Raw genomic sequence first — 15345 nt, 5'->3', positions numbered from 1 at the left:
AAAGAACCCGTTTAACATGAGAATCCCCTTCCTTTTCTATGGCTACTTTGAACAGTTCCATAAAGCCTTCGAGCTTGCATCAGGATAGAGAAAGCCTCCATAGTCTGCTCTTTTAACTTACTTATTTAGTTTCTTCTTACTAAACGTTACAAGTTATGATCTCACCCGTAAAACAAAAGGTAATTGGTATTGATGTAAGTAAAGATTCTTTGGCCGTTTGCTTCTCCTTGACCAATAAGCTCCAGCACCTGGAGGTGAGTAATGATAAAGCTGGTTTTCAAAAGCTGGTGAAACAGTGTGGCGTTGATTGCCTGTATGTGATGGAAGCGACTGGCATCTATTACTTGCAACTGGCCTATTACCTCTATGAGCAAGGAGCACAAGTATTTGTGGTAAATCCAGTTATCATAAAACGGTTTATTCAAATGCATTTAGGCAAAGGCAAGAGCGACAAGAAAGATGCCCAATGGATACAGCGCTACGGAGAACAAAGCCAAGCAACCTCTTGGCAACCAGAGCAGCCGGTGATTGTGGAATGCCGCCAATTAGAGCAGGTTGCCGAGCAGCTCATCAAACAAAGAACCATGGTTATCAATGCATTGGAAGCTTTAAAACTGCAACCTGTTGTCAGCAGTTTGGCTACCAAAAGCCTGCTTCAAACCTTAAAAATGCTTGACAAGCAGGTTAAGCAAATTCAGGAAAAGCTACTAGAAACTTTAGAAAAGGCTTTTGCCAAGGAGCTTAATCTACTTACTTCAATTCCGGGAATTGGCCGAAAGACGGCGGGGATGTTGCTTTTATTTACCGGTGACTTCCAAAAATTAGATAATTACCGCCAGTTGATTGCCAAAGCCGGTTTATCGCCCCGCGAATATACTTCCGGGACGAGTATCCGAGGGAAAGTGCGCATTACGAAAATGGGTGGGAGTTTAATCCGAAGCAAATTATATGTGTGCAGCTTTTCGGCCAAGAAATCGAATGCAGCCTGCAAGGCCCTTTATGAGCGGTTGGTGGCCAAAGGGAAGAATGGCAAATTAGCTTTAATAGCGGTTTGTAATAAATTGCTCAAGCAAGCTTTTGCCATCGTAAAATCGGGTATTCCTTACCATCCTAATTATATGCATATTTCAACCCCAAAACCTTGATTTTTAACACAGTTCATGTTAAATAGAGTGATATGCAACTTTATACAGCTAAGCAATTTATTGTTCTAACTTTCTTAGCACTGCATTTGATTAAAGATAGTTTACTTAGTTGATTCAATCAATAATGGTGTGTGCCGCATTAGTTTACAAATTTTAAGCTTCCAATAAATTCTTCATCAGAATTTAACTTTTCCACTCTTTCAGTAAAAAGATCTCTATTTAAGCAAATTCCAGAGGCTAAGTACTTATCTATGCTGCTTATAAGTCCATCTGATGTTAATGTAAGTTTAGAAAAAAAATCTGCATATACCTCAGCTTCCTTTAGCAAAATGGTTTTAGCATTATCTATTTCATTCATAGTATTCCCTTTAAGAATAGACGGCATTTCCCGTTTAGGATTTTCATTAAATATATGTCCTAACTCATGCGAAAATACTCCATCAAGTTCTTGATCAGTTAAATGTAACTTTTCAATGTTACTGATATTCAATACAATTAAATGATATTTATTGCCATTGTAAGTGATGTTTCCTTTTACACCACCAAAACCTTCACTATAAGCTTTTTTAAAAAGGTTAAAATTATCGCTGTAAATTTCCTCAGCTTTTTTATCATCTGTCACAATTATAGGCAGAGACACAATTTGCTTTTTTAGGTGTTCTCCGCAGTTGTTAATAATGCGCAGTAGTGATGCTTCTATCCTATTTTTGACAGACTCTGAAGAGGGTATTACTTTCATAAATATGGTTTATAATATGGCACATTCTGATTTGTGTAGGCGGCTAGCAAAGGCTGACTTTTACGCGAATTTGTGCGTTCCCATTTTAATTCTTTTTTATTATCTCTGGTGCAGTTGGATAAGATGTCATTAAGCTTATAATTTTTGGCAAAAACCATTCTCGGCAAATATCTTCATACATAGTCCCAAGATTTGTCAGTTGATGCCATATGACTAAAGTTCTGTTCTTGATCTCATTCCAATCACTATTATCAACTTGAAGCAATTCCTTTATTTTTAAAAGATCATTTTGTGTTTCAGGCAATACTTGCCATTCTACATATGACCAAATGTCTAAATTTTCTATTTGGCTTATAAAATATAATAGTATTTTCCTTATTTCACCATTATTATATATTTTATTTTTCTCTAATTCATCTCTAAATGTCCAAAAAGGAAAATAATTGTAACCAAATACGTAAGCTATCTCGTTCTTTTGATATGCAAACTTGGAGAAGGCTGAAAGTAACTTTGCTCTTTTACCATAAAATTTTAAAGCATTTAATGAGATATTATTGTTATGCAAATTATTTAGAATAGGTATACTTAATGTAATTGAAGCTTGGTTTATATAATTTGGATTTTGAGGTAAAATTATTTTATCGATATAGTCGTTTATATTAATAAAATATACGTTTTCTGTGCTTATATCAACCACAAAAAGCAAAACAGAAACACTTGCACCCAGTGATTGTATTGTAAAAATGGAATTAGTATCAAAAGAATATTTTTAATATCTATTTCTGCATACTCTGACCGATCTTCCCCCCATACACCTTTTGCAACATTATTAACGCTGAATATTTTTTCTGTTACAATCTTTATATTTTTTAATGATTTTACTTGAACATAGATAAACTCTCCTAGAGTCTCTGAATAATGGTCATCAATTTTTTCGAATAGTTCAATTACTAAGTCAATCCCATAATCGGGCCTATTAAATTCACGTATTACCCATTCTTTAGGAATAAGATTTTTAATTATTTGATAAGATTCATCTTCCATAATATGCTGAAAAACTCTTCTTTTTTTATTAACCATTTAACCTTTACGTTTCTTAAGTGACACATAACTAATTCATATAACTGCTGTATAGATCAGTATTTTTATCGAATTTTGTTATGCAAACAACTGATTCTAATTTCTGCTTTGGGATTAAAGTTTTTTACTAAACTTTCAACTATCAATTTCTCTGATGTTGTATGTTTTGGTCCTAGCAGTATTTCCATATTTTCAATTTTATTTTTATCAATATCAACTAAATAGCTTGAGAACGGGAGTTTATCCCCTTTTCGCATTGAGTATATTGAATCTGCCATAATATTAGACTCTCGCATACTATAATATGCAGGATTGCGACTACTTGTTGGCATTATTTTAATTATATATCTCCATTCAGATTGGAATTTCCAATGTAATGACTTATAAATTCCTATTTTATTTAAGTTAATATTAAAGCTATCACCATTTATTGTTTCTATCTGTGGAAATAATTTCTTATTATCAGATGTATAATCTACATCAAATAAATATTCATTTTGAGTTGGGACAATCCAGTAATTATTTTGGAAAGTTTCTTCTTGAGAAACAATTGACTTAAAATGGCCTTCTGCTAAACCATAAATACCCTTAGTAGAAATATCATTAGTATTAAAAAAATCATAAGGCATTTTTATCCGAATTCCTTTCATGTTTGGTGTATACATATTCCAAAATGGCAGACTTTCTTCTTCTAAGCTTGTCCAACAGCTTACAAAGAAATATTTACTAATAAATTTGAAATCTAAACATTTCCCTTCATCTAAATCGTCCACTTGATTTAATGCATTGAATCTTATCTTCTTAGTAGATAAAATTAGTGCAAGTGTTTCAATAGATGTGTAATGATAAAGATATTCGGGTTTACTTTTCATTTTGTTTTATTTAGTAAAAGTCAAAATAGTTTGCGTTGGTAGTTTTTGTATTTTTTTTGCATTAACCATTAGTAAACCGTTAAAATAGCATCAATTCCCTTTTTATACTAAATAAATAATGTTTTATTTATTATTAAATTTTTAGAGTAAATGCTTTTTACTTTCCAAGTAATTTACATGATAAATCAGATCAACAGAGTTTATTTTAGCTATATTACGATAAGCCTCTCTATGGCACTTCCGATATTTATTAGAACTTCCGCAAAAGCACAACGATGTCCTTTTTGGCTCAGATTTTAAAGCAATAAAACGCAACATTTTAATAGTTAATTTTATATTTCCTGATGTGCCTAGGATTTTTGAGTAATATTCATAAATACCCTTTGCCCCATGCGAATACTCTCCATTTACATAGTATCCAACTTCCATCCGGTGAGTTTGATTAAAAAAGTAAGGAATAACCTCTTCTTCTATAAACTCGAGTACGGATATCCCGTTTTTACACCTAATAATTTCTTCAGGAGGTATCTTCAGACAACAGGCTTTTGAATCTTCATAAACATGCCAATCACCGATTTTTGGTATTTTACCACCCGTTTCGTGCAGTATTGGAAATCTATTAGGAAATTTTGGTGAGTACCGAATTTCAATTTCATATGAAGTCCAGTACTTACCGTAGCTATCAACTATATCTATTTCACCTTTAATAATGGATTGACCTTCGGACTCTATAATTTTAAGCTTTGGATATTTAACTATAACCTCATCTGTTTGGGCGAGAAAAAGTAAATACCCTTCCATTATATAATTGTGCCGTACGGCTTAGAATTAGCTGCCCCCATCACTAAACCTGAAACAGCAATATTTCTTTGTTCTTCGTCTTTTGCTAAGTGGCACGGGAATCGGTCACCAAGGCTCTTTTGCCAGTACTCACATCCTTTTTTCTGGTTTTTTTCCTCTATCGCCAGTTTTGCATTAGAAATAAATTGTCTTAAGCTACCCATGAAATACTCCTCTTGGGTATATTTTGAAAGTAAATTTTCTCCAGCAGGAGTAGTTGGCCGTTCACACCTAAAATTTACTCGGAGTGCAGCCTCGATGCTCACTAATGTTTCTTTTAGAGAAATATCATCTCTATCGTGACGATAATAATGATTCGCTGCTAAAATTGTTAAAATAAGACCACTTGGCATTGGTTTGCTAGTATTACAATATTGACGATAATCTGACCAAGTCTTTAGATATCTTACTATTCTGCGCAACTGGGGATTAATCTCAGCTTTCTCGTTAAACCATTGGCTAAATTTTAACGGATCGCTTTCCAGCCAGCTTTTTGCTTTATGAGCTAATTCCGGAGTATCCCCTTGCTTATAGTATATAGGTAAATCAATATTGTGACCATCCGAGAACAAAACTCTTACGCAGGTGTTTTTATCGATTGGTGGAGTATCCGTATGCCCATCTACAGCATCATAAATCCAATTATGATAAGTTTGAATGGAATACCTAGTTTTAGTTTCCAGATTACCGATAAAATAGATGCCATCATCAATATCATAGAAATATAAATATTTTACTGTGTTTCCTTCTATTTCCTTCCGGGGTATTGGATTAATAATACTATCCATCATAAATGAGCCCTGCCCAGAAAATTTAGGCATTATTCCGTCTTTCTCATTTTCTTTGAAATATCTTCTAATTTTCCTTCTAAGTTCGTGTCTTGAAAGTTTGAGGCTCTTTCTTTTAGACTCGCTGAGCCTGATTGTGCTATTGAAATCCAGGAAAAGGTCGTGACAGTTTGCCATAGTTTTATAATATGTAGGTTTTAGTGTTTTCAAAAAATGATTCTACTTTAGGGTCTTTTTTAGTGATCTCCCCTCTATCATTGCCTTTGCCCTTGATAAAATTAATGGCTTGAGGAGTAGCGCAATCTAGCTGAACCAAATGCTGCTGCTCAGTTGATATCTGCTCGGATGGAACCCGGATGTAGTCAATGCCAGTATGGTTCATTTCACATAGCCTAGACATAAGGTAATCCGTAAAGATGCTTTGTCCATTGATAGATGTTTCGAAGAGGTCATTTCTCCATTGCATAAAAGCTCTTGCCCTTTTTAGACCAATAGGTTTGCCTCCGTTGTTATTAAGGCTACTAATGGAAAGTACTTTGACAGAGCTAAATTGCCGTTGTGGACCAACGAAGTAGGTTAAAGCTTCTAGTACTCCTACCATGGTAGGATTATTTGCCCATACTCCGCCATCAATAAATTGCTTCTTATCATAGTAATCTATCTCGCTTAGTGGAAAGTAAGTAGGGGCCGCAGAAGTAGCTAGAGCGACGTCTACGCAAAACGCTTTGTTGTCTCTATCGAGCTTGCCTTCTTTATGATCGTATTTGAATATCCAGGGCCTAGCATCGGTAACAGAATAGGAGGGAATACAAACTAGATTATGGAGATCTGATACTTTTGCATCTCCAAACATACCTTCCAGCGCTTTTCTTAAAGGCTCATCCGAATATTTGCCTTTCCAAAGCGCTTGTCTAAGTACACCGTACCACTTACCACGTTTCGGAAAAATTGCTGGCCCATGTACTTCGTACATGTTACTTATTTCAGAAGATGGAATCTTAAGAGCAAGCCCAAGCGCTATTAAATCCCCAGTAGATGTGCCACAGATCATATCAAAGTAATCCGAGATTGGTCCGTAGCGTTGCTCTAAGTGTTCTAGGATTTTGGATGTATAGAGTCCTTTAATGCCCCCACCATCAATTGATAAAATCTTAAAGGTTGATTCTTCATTCATAGTTTTATATTTGTTTTATAATATTTGCTTTAAATTATTGCTCCGTTAAGCAGTATTCTTTATGTTTGGTTAAAAGCTAAACCTTTTCATATCTAAATTTTAGATGATCTAAAGCACTTATCTTCATTAGGGCTTTGGTTTATTAGCTAGCTATACTTCATAAATTATATTCACTTAGCCTTACTTAAAACCGTTACCTAACGCTTTTGAGTAGTACAGAAAAGAATGACCTGGGAGGAATTAAAAGATGAAAGCACACCTGATTTGATAGACTATGTCAAATCAGTAAATGATCCCGGATATAAAGACCTTGCTGAAGCAGCATTTATTGCTTTAACTTTCCGGTTTAGGAAAGATCTCATCGATAAATGTGTTATAATGTCAAGAAAATGGCAGCGCACTGAAGATGACGCGATCGAGCTTGTTAATCGAGTATTTAATCGTTTTTGGCAATATCCCAGATATGAGCATTCCGAATGCAAGGATGGTAATACCGATAAGTGTTTTAGGAAATATCTTTATGGAATAGCGAACCGTGAAATTGTAAAGCTATATAACCCATCTTATTCTCCTTACGACGGTACGGAAAAAGTTATTACTTCTTTGATTGACCCTTCTGTAAACTATGAGCCTGAACGACTGAAAATTCTTCAGGAGTATGAAAAAAAGTTAGATCAAGCTTTTGCCAAACTTCCCCCTAAACATAAAATCATTTACTTGACATACAAACAACACGAAAAAGAAGGCAAAAATTTGCCAAGACATTTAACCTTAGAGCTTAGAGAAGCAGTAGGAGGGCTTTCCCAAAATACCATTAGAATTTATAAAATGGAAGCTAATGAATTGATGAGAAAGGAATTTGGTAATGGCTAAAGATATTATAAATATTAATGAAGATAACCTGGAAGAATGGATGCATTCTGTGGGCTATTTTCTGCCTAGAAGTGAGAAGGAGTTAAATAGATTCGAACGTTTAAACCCAGAAGTAACTAGGTCTGTTAAAGATGACGAAGTAGACCCCTTTGCTATTCTTAACGGATCATGGAAACCTAAAGCTATTGTAGCCATTTTTGATCATGAGCTTAATGATGAAATTCAAGATTTACGGATGGCAGCCCGTAACAATGCTGACATTTCCCAAGATGTCATTGAAAAGATGAAAGCGAACCAGAAGAAGAAAGGTGAATCCGATAACACCAAAGGTTAAAAAAGAAGTAGTTAAATTAACTTCATTTTTAACAGCCAATTTCTCCGAAGGTAGTAAAACTAATTTGCTAGCTATTTGTGAGGATGAGATATTAACTCTTTGTATAGACAATTATGGAAGCGAATTTGACGGCATGCTGGTATGGCATGATCGCCAGTTTTTTATTCATTTAAATAGCGCTAAAGGTAATACTCTGGAGAGTAATAGAGGTAGGTTCACCTTAGCTCATGAACTTGGGCATTATTTTATCGATGCCCATCGAGAAGGCTTAAAAAGAGGTTTACTCCCACCGCATCCGTCTAATATATCTTTAATTCATACAGGCAAAATGGAAACAGAAGCTGATTATTTTGCTTCTTGTTTACTTATGCCATTGGAAAAACTTAGAGCATTTACTGGTAGACGTAAATTTTCATTTGATATCATTCGGCAAATCTCCGATAACTTCGGAGTAAGCTTAACAGCTGCAGCATTAAGATTTACTGAGGTAGGAACTCATGAGGTAATGATGGTTTTCAGTCAAGGGAATAAAGTTAAGTGGTACTACAGAAGCCCGGATTTTCCCCAGCTAGCGAATCAGTTCAAGGTAGGAGGGCAATTACCACCAACAAGTGTTGCTGGCGAGTCTTTTTTAAAGTCTGAAGCAAAATATACGGGAATCGAGCTTATTGACTTGGAGGATTGGTTCTACTATAGAAAAGGAGCTCCTGAAAGGCAATTATACGAACAGTGTTTTTATTCAGACATATACGATTATGTTATTAGCCTTATATGGTTTGAGTAATCTTAATTCTTCCGTTATGTCTGAAAATAAAAAAGCCCCATGGAAGGGGCTTTCTTTTATTCTTTCACTTGATTACGTTTCTTTAAAAGAAAGAGGCTTGATCAAGCATTACACTACAATATTACGAAATATATTTGTATTAGGTTCAATATCAGAAAATATATTTATTTAGGTCCTTTACTCTATAAAGCTTGAGATACGATAAACTAGAATACTTTGCTTCACAACCAAGATTAAATCGGTTTCTGGCTGCTTGCAATGGCTCTAAGGCAAAGGCACAAAAATTATACAGAATAAACCTTAGGGTAGCACAATCGTTTTACCCACTACTAAACTTATTTGAGATATTTCTCAGAAATTCAATTAATTACCATGTTTCGGCCCACTTTGCAAATCCAAATTGGATAATGACGGAGAAAACTGGATTTATGAATAGCCCTACTTTACGTCAATCAAAATTCTTTCTAAAAACTACTGTTCAAAAGGCAGAAAATAAGATAGCAAGTAGGGGTATAGTAACATCAGGCAAAGTTATAGCTGAGATGATGTTTGGTTTTTGGACAAGCCTATTCGAACCTCACCATTATCGCTTAATTGGAGGAGTTGTAATTCATTGCTTTGCTAATAAACCGGCTAATGTTAACCGCTCCAATATTGCTACCAGCCTTACTAAAATAAGAGAATTTAGAAATAGGGTTTACCATAACGAACCAGTTTGTTTTAATGGTTCTGTAATCAGCTTCCAGGAAGCCATAGATATTAAGATTGAACTTTATACTTTATTTGGTTGGATAGACGCGGATTTAACAGATTATGTATCCTACTTCGACTCTATAGATGAGAAGATCGCACAAGCACAAAATCTGTAATTGAAGCAGAGTATTTCCACTTTGTGTAGTCAATTAACAATTTTATTTAGCAGCAAACTCTAAATAACGATAACAGGTTGCCCGAGAGATACCTAAAATCTTCGCTATTTCTTCCGGCCTTTTACCCGATTCCAAAAGTACTTTTGCGGACTTCGCTTTTTCTTGGGCTTCTAGAGTTAAACCTGCCGGTCTCCCTCCTGCTCTACCCCGAGCTCTAGCAGCGACTAACCCGGCTTTCGTTCTTTCCTTAATAATCTCGCGTTCAAACTCCGCGAGTGATGCAAAGATGTTAAAGGTAAAGCGCCCGGTAGAAGTAGCCGTATTGATCCCATCCTGTAAACTCACGAAGTCTACCCCCCTCTTCTGAAACTCAGCAACTAAGTCAATCAAATCGCGCAAGGATCTACCTAAGCGATCAAGTTTCCAAACTACTACCGTATCGCCGGACCGGATTTGACCTAGCAATTTTTCGAGCTCCGGTCGTTCTTTGTTCTTACCCGATTTCTTTTCCTGGAAGACGAGCTCACAACCTTGCTTGATAAGAGCATCGAGTTGTAGTTCTAATTTTTGATCCTGGGTGCTGACCCGGGCGTAGCCTATTTTCATATTTGTCTCACGAATGCCATCTCAAATATACAAAATTCTTTTTGATTTGTGAGATGGTCATTTGATACGGTTTTTAGCCGAAAAAAGCCTCTTTTGGGAGGCTCTGATTTTGTCTCGTAAAACGGTCGTTTTCTAAGACAAACTATTTGGATACAATCAGTTTTTGAGTGCAGGCTTTACTGGGTGTTTGTAATCGTAAGAAATACATTCCAGTTGATTGATTTTTAACAAACCAAGTAGATTTGTATTCCTGACCAGCTTGGGCTACAGCCTCAAACAAGGTGTTTAACACTCTTCCTTGGCTATCATGAACCCGCAAGTTCACAAACTGGGTTTGGGGTACAGTAAAGGTGACTATTACCTGGTGGCCTATAGTAGGATTAGGGAAAGCATTTAAGTTAACTGCTGCCAATGTTTCTGATTTCGCGACAACCCGGGCGATGGTAGTAGGCGTGGTTTTCACTGGTGCTATTTTCACCAGCCAGTAATCCATTTGTCCCTGGCTGGGTTGGGTTCTATTTCCACTCACCCCAGACTCCGATCTCCCGCCCAACAACAAACCCCCATCCGCGGCTCTTTGAATATACCGCAACTCCTCCTCTCCCGCTCCTCCATACCGCTGGTCATACTGCTTGTTACCTTCAGCATCGGTCTTGATGATCCAGTAATCCATTCCACCTTGGCTGGCTTGGGTTTTATCCCCGCTGATGGGCGAGTTAGAAGAACCGGCTAACACGTAGCCGCCCCCCCGAACTTCAATAATCGACCGTAGCGTTTCTACCCCACTGCCCCCAAAGCTCTTGTCCCACAGCTTCTCCCCCGTGTTGCTGAGTTTCAGCATCCAGTAGTCACTATTGCCCTGGCTGGCCTGGGTCTTGTCGCCACTCTGACCGGAAGAACTGTGACCCGCCACAAAATACTCGCCACTGCTGGTAATGCCAACGGAGTATAGCTCGTCATCTTGATCTCCTCCGTAGCTCTTATCCCAAAGGAGTGTACCGTTGCTGTTGATGCGCACTAACCAGTAATCCTTACTCCCTCTACTCACCTGACTCTTATTGCCGCTTATACCCGAAGCGGAGGAACCGGCTAAAAGGAATTCCCCATTGCTAATCTTGGTGAAGCTTTCCAGGTTCTCATCCTCGCTGCCCCCGTAAGTCTTATCCCAGCGTTTGTTACCCACTTGATCTATTCGGACAATCCAATAGTCTTTGCCGCCCTGACTCGGTTGTGTTTTATCCCCACTTACCCCAGAAGCACTGGTACCTGCTAGCAGGTAGTCGCCATTGGAAAGCTGGTTGACTTTGCGTAAATCATCGAAGCCTGAGCCACCATAGGTCTTGTCCCACTGCTTAGTACCATCATTACTGATCTTGACAATCCAATAGTCCTGATCACCTCTGTTACCTTCATTTTTATCTCCTCCTTTCCCAGAGGTAGAAGAACCAGCCAGCAAATACCCGCCATCTGAAGTGGGAATGATGCGGTTGAGGTAGTCGTGGTTGCTACCACCATAACGTCTGTCCCATTGCTTGGCGCCTTTCTCGTCAGTTTTTACGATCCAGTAGTCGGCACCGCCTCTATTATTCTGGCTTTTATCCCCACTAACAGGAGAGTTGGAGTAACCACCAGAGAGATAACCACCATCACGCGTCTTGATCACCACCGTGAACCGGTCCACCCCACTGCCACCATACCGTAAATTCCAAGTATTTGGATGGGGCGGAGTGGCTTGCTCTTGAATCTTTATTATCCAAAAATCCGTATGGCCCCGAGTAACTTCACTCTTATCGCCGCCTATACTTGACCTAGAATACCCCCCCAAAAGGTAGCCACCGGCCGGGATAGGGATCATAGCAGTAAGCCAATCTAAATCACTTCCGCCATAGGTCTTATCCCCAACTTTCTTGCCAGTGGCATCTATCTTTACCACCCAATAATCACTATCACCCCTGCTGACCTGGCTCTTCTCGCCGCCTATACCTGAACTAGAGTAACCAGCCAGTAAAAAGCCGCTATCCGCCGTGACCACTATAGCCATTAGGTTATCTTCGGCGTTGCTACCAAAAGTCTTATCCCAGAGTTTAGTACCATTAGCATCCAGCTTGACGACCCAATAGTCTCCTATTTCATACCCATCTCCATCCCGACTAGCTTGGCTCTTATCCCCACCAATCCCGGATTGGGAATACCCCCCAGTAGATAGCCGCCATCGGCCGTAGTCACCAAGGCTTTCAGTTCATCCAAGTTATTACCACCAAACGTCTTATCCCAGACCTTTTTGCCGTCGGTATCGATCTTTACTATCCAGTAGTCAGCATCTCCCCTACTATCCTGGCTTTTATCCCCACTAACAGGAGAACCAGACCAACCTCCTAGTAAATAGCCCCCATCAGCCGTTGTTATCAGGGCCCGTAAGAAATCAGGAGCGTTGCCACCCAAAGTTTTATCCCAAATCTTATTGCCATTGCCATCAATTTTTATTACCCAATAATCAATAGAACACCCTTCACCATCGCAAAATCTGCTGTCTTCGCTTTTATCGCCACCTTTACCGGATCTGGAATAACCACCTAGCAAGTATCCGGCATCCGGTGTGGCTATTAAAGCCGTCAGATCATCCTCATCTTTGCCACCATAAGCCTTTTCCCAAACTTTATTTCCCATTGCATCGAATTTTCCAATCCAGTAATCTTTCTCAGAGTCACTGGTACCCCCGAGCAAGTAACCGCCATCCGCGGTAGTAATCATAGCTGAAAGCCCTTCAATGAATACGCTGCCGAAAGTTTTATTCCATTCTTTAGCCCCATGGGCATTAATCTTAACCAACCATATGCCATTAGTGGCCTCGGTCTTGTCGCCGCTAATGCCCGACGAGGAAAAACCACCCAGCAAATACCCGCCATCGGCTGTGGCTACCATGGCAGAAAGTTCATCACGAAAACTGCCACCAAAGGTTTTATCCCAAAGTTTGGCAAAGGGTGTCGCTGCTTCTACCAGAAACACTTGGCTAACTTCGAAGGCCGCGTTGTAGATATTATTCCCGGCCTGCGATGCTTTAATCGAAACCGTGCCAAGGCCGGTGAGCGTAACGGTATTATCTTTTATAGTAGCCGGACCGGACAGAATGCTGAAACTTACCGGCAGGCCCGAGCTAGACTTAGCCGAAAGGGAGAAAGGAGAATCACTCAAGGTCTTGTACAAGATGGGATTGAAGGTAATGGTTTGCCTTTTTTTACCACTTTCCTGTACCTTGACCACCCAGTAATCTTCGCCTCCTTTTGCTTCGGTTTTGTCTCCACTGATATTGTACTCGGAGGTGCCCCCCAGCATATAATTTCCATCTGGGGTTTGCTGCAGCACAGCCAACCGGTCACTATAATCACCGCCCAAGGTCTTATCCCACTGTTCCGTACCGTCAGCCTGTAACTTCACCACCCAGTAGTCATAGCGATTCTCGTAGGTTACGTCACCGCGGGGATCTTCGCTCTTATCCCTGCCCATATTGGACCGGGAAGAACCGCCAAGAATATACCCTCCTTCCCGGGTTTGCTGTACGGAGGCTAATACATCAATATGATTTCCTCCAAGAGTTTTATCCCAAGCTTTCGTGCCGTCGGTATTTACCTTTACCACCCAGTAGTCCGTGTAATCACGGATTCCTTTATTCCCTTCAGTTTTATCGCCGCTGATATCAGATCTGGAAGACCCTCCCAGAATATACCCCCCGTCACTGGTCTGCTGCAGAGAAGTTAAGAAATCACCTCTATTCCCCCCAAAAGTCTTATCCCAAATTTTATTTCCTTTCCCATCTATTTTCACGATCCAGTAGTCACCTTTATTCCATTCACTTTGACTTGTATCCCGGCTATCATCCGTTTTATCGCCGCTTTTTCCCGATGTTGATCGTCCTCCCAATATATAGCCCCCATCTAGGGTCTGCTGCAGAGAAGTCAATAGATCCTCCTCGCTACCGCCTAGGGTATTATCCCATTCTTTATGGCCAGCGGCATCTATTTTCACCACCCAGTAATCAGGGCCGCCTTTAGAGACTTCACTTTTGTCTCCGCTTTTCCCAGAATAGGAGCCGCCTCCTAGAATATAGCCGCCATCTAGGGTCTGCTGAATGGATGGAAATACATCATAGTTATTCCCACCAATAGTTTTATCCCAGGCTTTGGTACCGTTGGCATTCAGCTTCACGATCCAAAAGTCAGTTGTATACTCTTCCCCTTTATTGTCTTCTGTTTTATCACCGCTCTTATTGGATTCGGACTGGCCTATCAGAATATAGCCGCCATCGTTGGTCTGCTGCACAGAAGTTAAGTTTTCCCCCCCAGTACCACCCAGCGTTTTATCCCAAGCTTTGGTACCGTCAGCTTTGAGCTTTATTACCCAGTAGTCAGAGTCGCCTGCATCACCTCCTTTATTTCCTTCGCTTTTATCCCCACTAGCGGGAGACCTGGAAGTACCGCCCAGAATATAGCCCCCATCGCTGGTTAAGTGCATAGAAGATAATTGGTCATTATCACTACCCCCAAAGGCTTTATCCCAGAGCTTGTTTTGGGCAAAGGTGGTAACAGAAAAAGTACTTAAGAGCAGTAGGATAATAGCTAATCTAATCCAATCAAAGTTTAATTTGCAGACTATATGCTCTATTCTGGAAAGGAGTATAGGTGTTTTCATGGTGGTGGAGTTTAAGAATGGAATGAGTACTATCAGCAGAAAAAAGCCCAGACAGAAGTTTTGCTGATAACAGGACATCCGCTGAACCACCGGGGATTCAAAATTAATGGCAGGAGCCCTGTGAGGTAGAATCCATGTGAATAGCCATTTCTAAACTAGCAAAATCTAGTGAACTTCACTTAAGGGAAAGAAGCCGTAGTAATTAATACTAATAATTGAATTAATATAAATTAATTTAGCCGTAAATCAAAACAAACAAGTTGATAAATAACTTATACCCAATAGCTTATTATAAAATTTACGCATTTGTTACATCCTACTTCTTTTGGAACACTCACTTTCTATAATATTTTTAAAAGGTGGAAGTTCTTCCTGATAGTTGAGGTAAAAAGCTATAAAAGAAAATAAGATTACCAACTGCCACTGCTTTTTATGCGAAGCCATTAACCCTAACTCCTATTTGGCCATTTAGCCTAATAAGTATGCTCATGGAAAATAACTCAGTCAATAAAATATTACCCCTTACAACTTATAAATATAACAAAAGCTAGAAAC

General features: G+C 39.0%; 15 protein-coding genes. 5 read left to right on the top strand and 10 right to left on the bottom strand.

Annotation, left to right across the window (positions count from 1 at the left end; all coding sequences use genetic code 11):
• Positions 1-155 precede the first annotated feature (155 nt).
• Positions 156-1145, top strand: a complete 990-nt coding sequence (locus HUW51_RS17425) for an IS110 family RNA-guided transposase (protein ID WP_185269968.1) — start codon at positions 156-158, stop codon at positions 1143-1145.
• Between the two features lie 139 nt (positions 1146-1284).
• Here the strand turns inward: HUW51_RS17425 and HUW51_RS17420 are convergent, their stop codons facing one another.
• The 7 genes from HUW51_RS17420 to HUW51_RS17395 form a co-directional block, all read right to left on the bottom strand.
• Positions 1285-1884, bottom strand: a complete 600-nt coding sequence (locus tag HUW51_RS17420; protein WP_185270897.1) for a hypothetical protein — start codon at positions 1882-1884, stop codon at positions 1285-1287.
• An 85-nt stretch (positions 1885-1969) separates the two neighbouring features.
• Positions 1970-2590, bottom strand: coding sequence for a hypothetical protein (locus HUW51_RS24610; protein WP_228466706.1), 621 nt, complete (start codon positions 2588-2590; stop codon positions 1970-1972).
• The gene (locus HUW51_RS24605; protein ID WP_228466704.1) at positions 2569-2964 is read right to left on the bottom strand and encodes a DUF4365 domain-containing protein; all 396 of its coding nucleotides are present in this window, start codon (positions 2962-2964) and stop codon (positions 2569-2571) included. The genes HUW51_RS24610 and HUW51_RS24605 overlap by 22 nt, the downstream gene beginning before the upstream one ends.
• A 65-nt stretch (positions 2965-3029) precedes the next feature.
• On the bottom strand, positions 3030-3836 hold the full coding sequence (locus HUW51_RS17410; protein ID WP_185270896.1) for a DUF2971 domain-containing protein: 807 nt from the start codon (positions 3834-3836) through the stop codon (positions 3030-3032).
• A 141-nt stretch (positions 3837-3977) separates the two neighbouring features.
• Positions 3978-4637 (bottom strand): SEC-C domain-containing protein, encoded by a 660-nt coding sequence (locus HUW51_RS17405; protein ID WP_185270895.1) that lies wholly within the window; start codon positions 4635-4637, stop codon positions 3978-3980.
• Positions 4637-5641 (bottom strand): cyclic GMP-AMP synthase DncV-like nucleotidyltransferase, encoded by a 1005-nt coding sequence (locus HUW51_RS17400; RefSeq protein WP_185270894.1) that lies wholly within the window; start codon positions 5639-5641, stop codon positions 4637-4639. Before HUW51_RS17400 ends, HUW51_RS17405 begins: the two co-directional genes overlap by 1 nt.
• A gap of 4 nt (positions 5642-5645) precedes the next feature.
• The gene (locus HUW51_RS17395) at positions 5646-6638 is read right to left on the bottom strand and encodes a CBASS cGAMP-activated phospholipase (protein WP_185270893.1); all 993 of its coding nucleotides are present in this window, start codon (positions 6636-6638) and stop codon (positions 5646-5648) included.
• Positions 6639-6863: 225 nt separating this feature from the next.
• On the opposite strand from HUW51_RS17395, the gene HUW51_RS17390 reads away from it, so the two are divergent.
• The 4 genes from HUW51_RS17390 (at position 6864) to HUW51_RS17375 (ending at position 9498) form a co-directional block, all read left to right on the top strand.
• Positions 6864-7511, top strand: coding sequence for a sigma-70 family RNA polymerase sigma factor (locus HUW51_RS17390; protein ID WP_185270892.1), 648 nt, complete (start codon positions 6864-6866; stop codon positions 7509-7511).
• Positions 7504-7845, top strand: coding sequence for a hypothetical protein (locus HUW51_RS17385; RefSeq protein WP_185270891.1), 342 nt, complete (start codon positions 7504-7506; stop codon positions 7843-7845). Before HUW51_RS17390 ends, HUW51_RS17385 begins: the two co-directional genes overlap by 8 nt.
• Positions 7820-8629 carry an ImmA/IrrE family metallo-endopeptidase gene (locus tag HUW51_RS17380; RefSeq protein WP_185270890.1) on the top strand — a complete coding sequence of 270 codons (810 nt, stop codon included), beginning with the start codon at positions 7820-7822 and terminating at the stop codon, positions 8627-8629. The genes HUW51_RS17385 and HUW51_RS17380 overlap by 26 nt, the downstream gene beginning before the upstream one ends.
• A 191-nt stretch (positions 8630-8820) precedes the next feature.
• Positions 8821-9498 carry an Abi family protein gene (locus HUW51_RS17375; protein ID WP_185270889.1) on the top strand — a complete coding sequence of 226 codons (678 nt, stop codon included), beginning with the start codon at positions 8821-8823 and terminating at the stop codon, positions 9496-9498.
• 42 nt (positions 9499-9540) lie between these two features.
• Here the strand turns inward: HUW51_RS17375 and HUW51_RS17370 are convergent, their stop codons facing one another.
• From HUW51_RS17370 to HUW51_RS17360, 3 genes are all read right to left on the bottom strand, one after another.
• The gene (locus HUW51_RS17370; RefSeq protein ID WP_185270888.1) at positions 9541-10104 is read right to left on the bottom strand and encodes a recombinase family protein; all 564 of its coding nucleotides are present in this window, start codon (positions 10102-10104) and stop codon (positions 9541-9543) included.
• 142 nt (positions 10105-10246) lie between these two features.
• Positions 10247-12145 carry a T9SS type A sorting domain-containing protein gene (locus HUW51_RS17365; RefSeq protein ID WP_185270887.1) on the bottom strand — a complete coding sequence of 633 codons (1899 nt, stop codon included), beginning with the start codon at positions 12143-12145 and terminating at the stop codon, positions 10247-10249.
• Between the two features lie 83 nt (positions 12146-12228).
• The gene (locus tag HUW51_RS17360; protein WP_185270886.1) at positions 12229-14790 is read right to left on the bottom strand and encodes a hypothetical protein; all 2562 of its coding nucleotides are present in this window, start codon (positions 14788-14790) and stop codon (positions 12229-12231) included.
• Between the last annotated feature and the right edge of the window lie 555 nt (positions 14791-15345).

It is taken from the genome of Adhaeribacter swui (genome assembly GCF_014217805.1).
Classification (GTDB): domain Bacteria; phylum Bacteroidota; class Bacteroidia; order Cytophagales; family Hymenobacteraceae; genus Adhaeribacter; species Adhaeribacter swui.
This window is presented reverse-complemented; position numbering and strand designations above follow the sequence as displayed.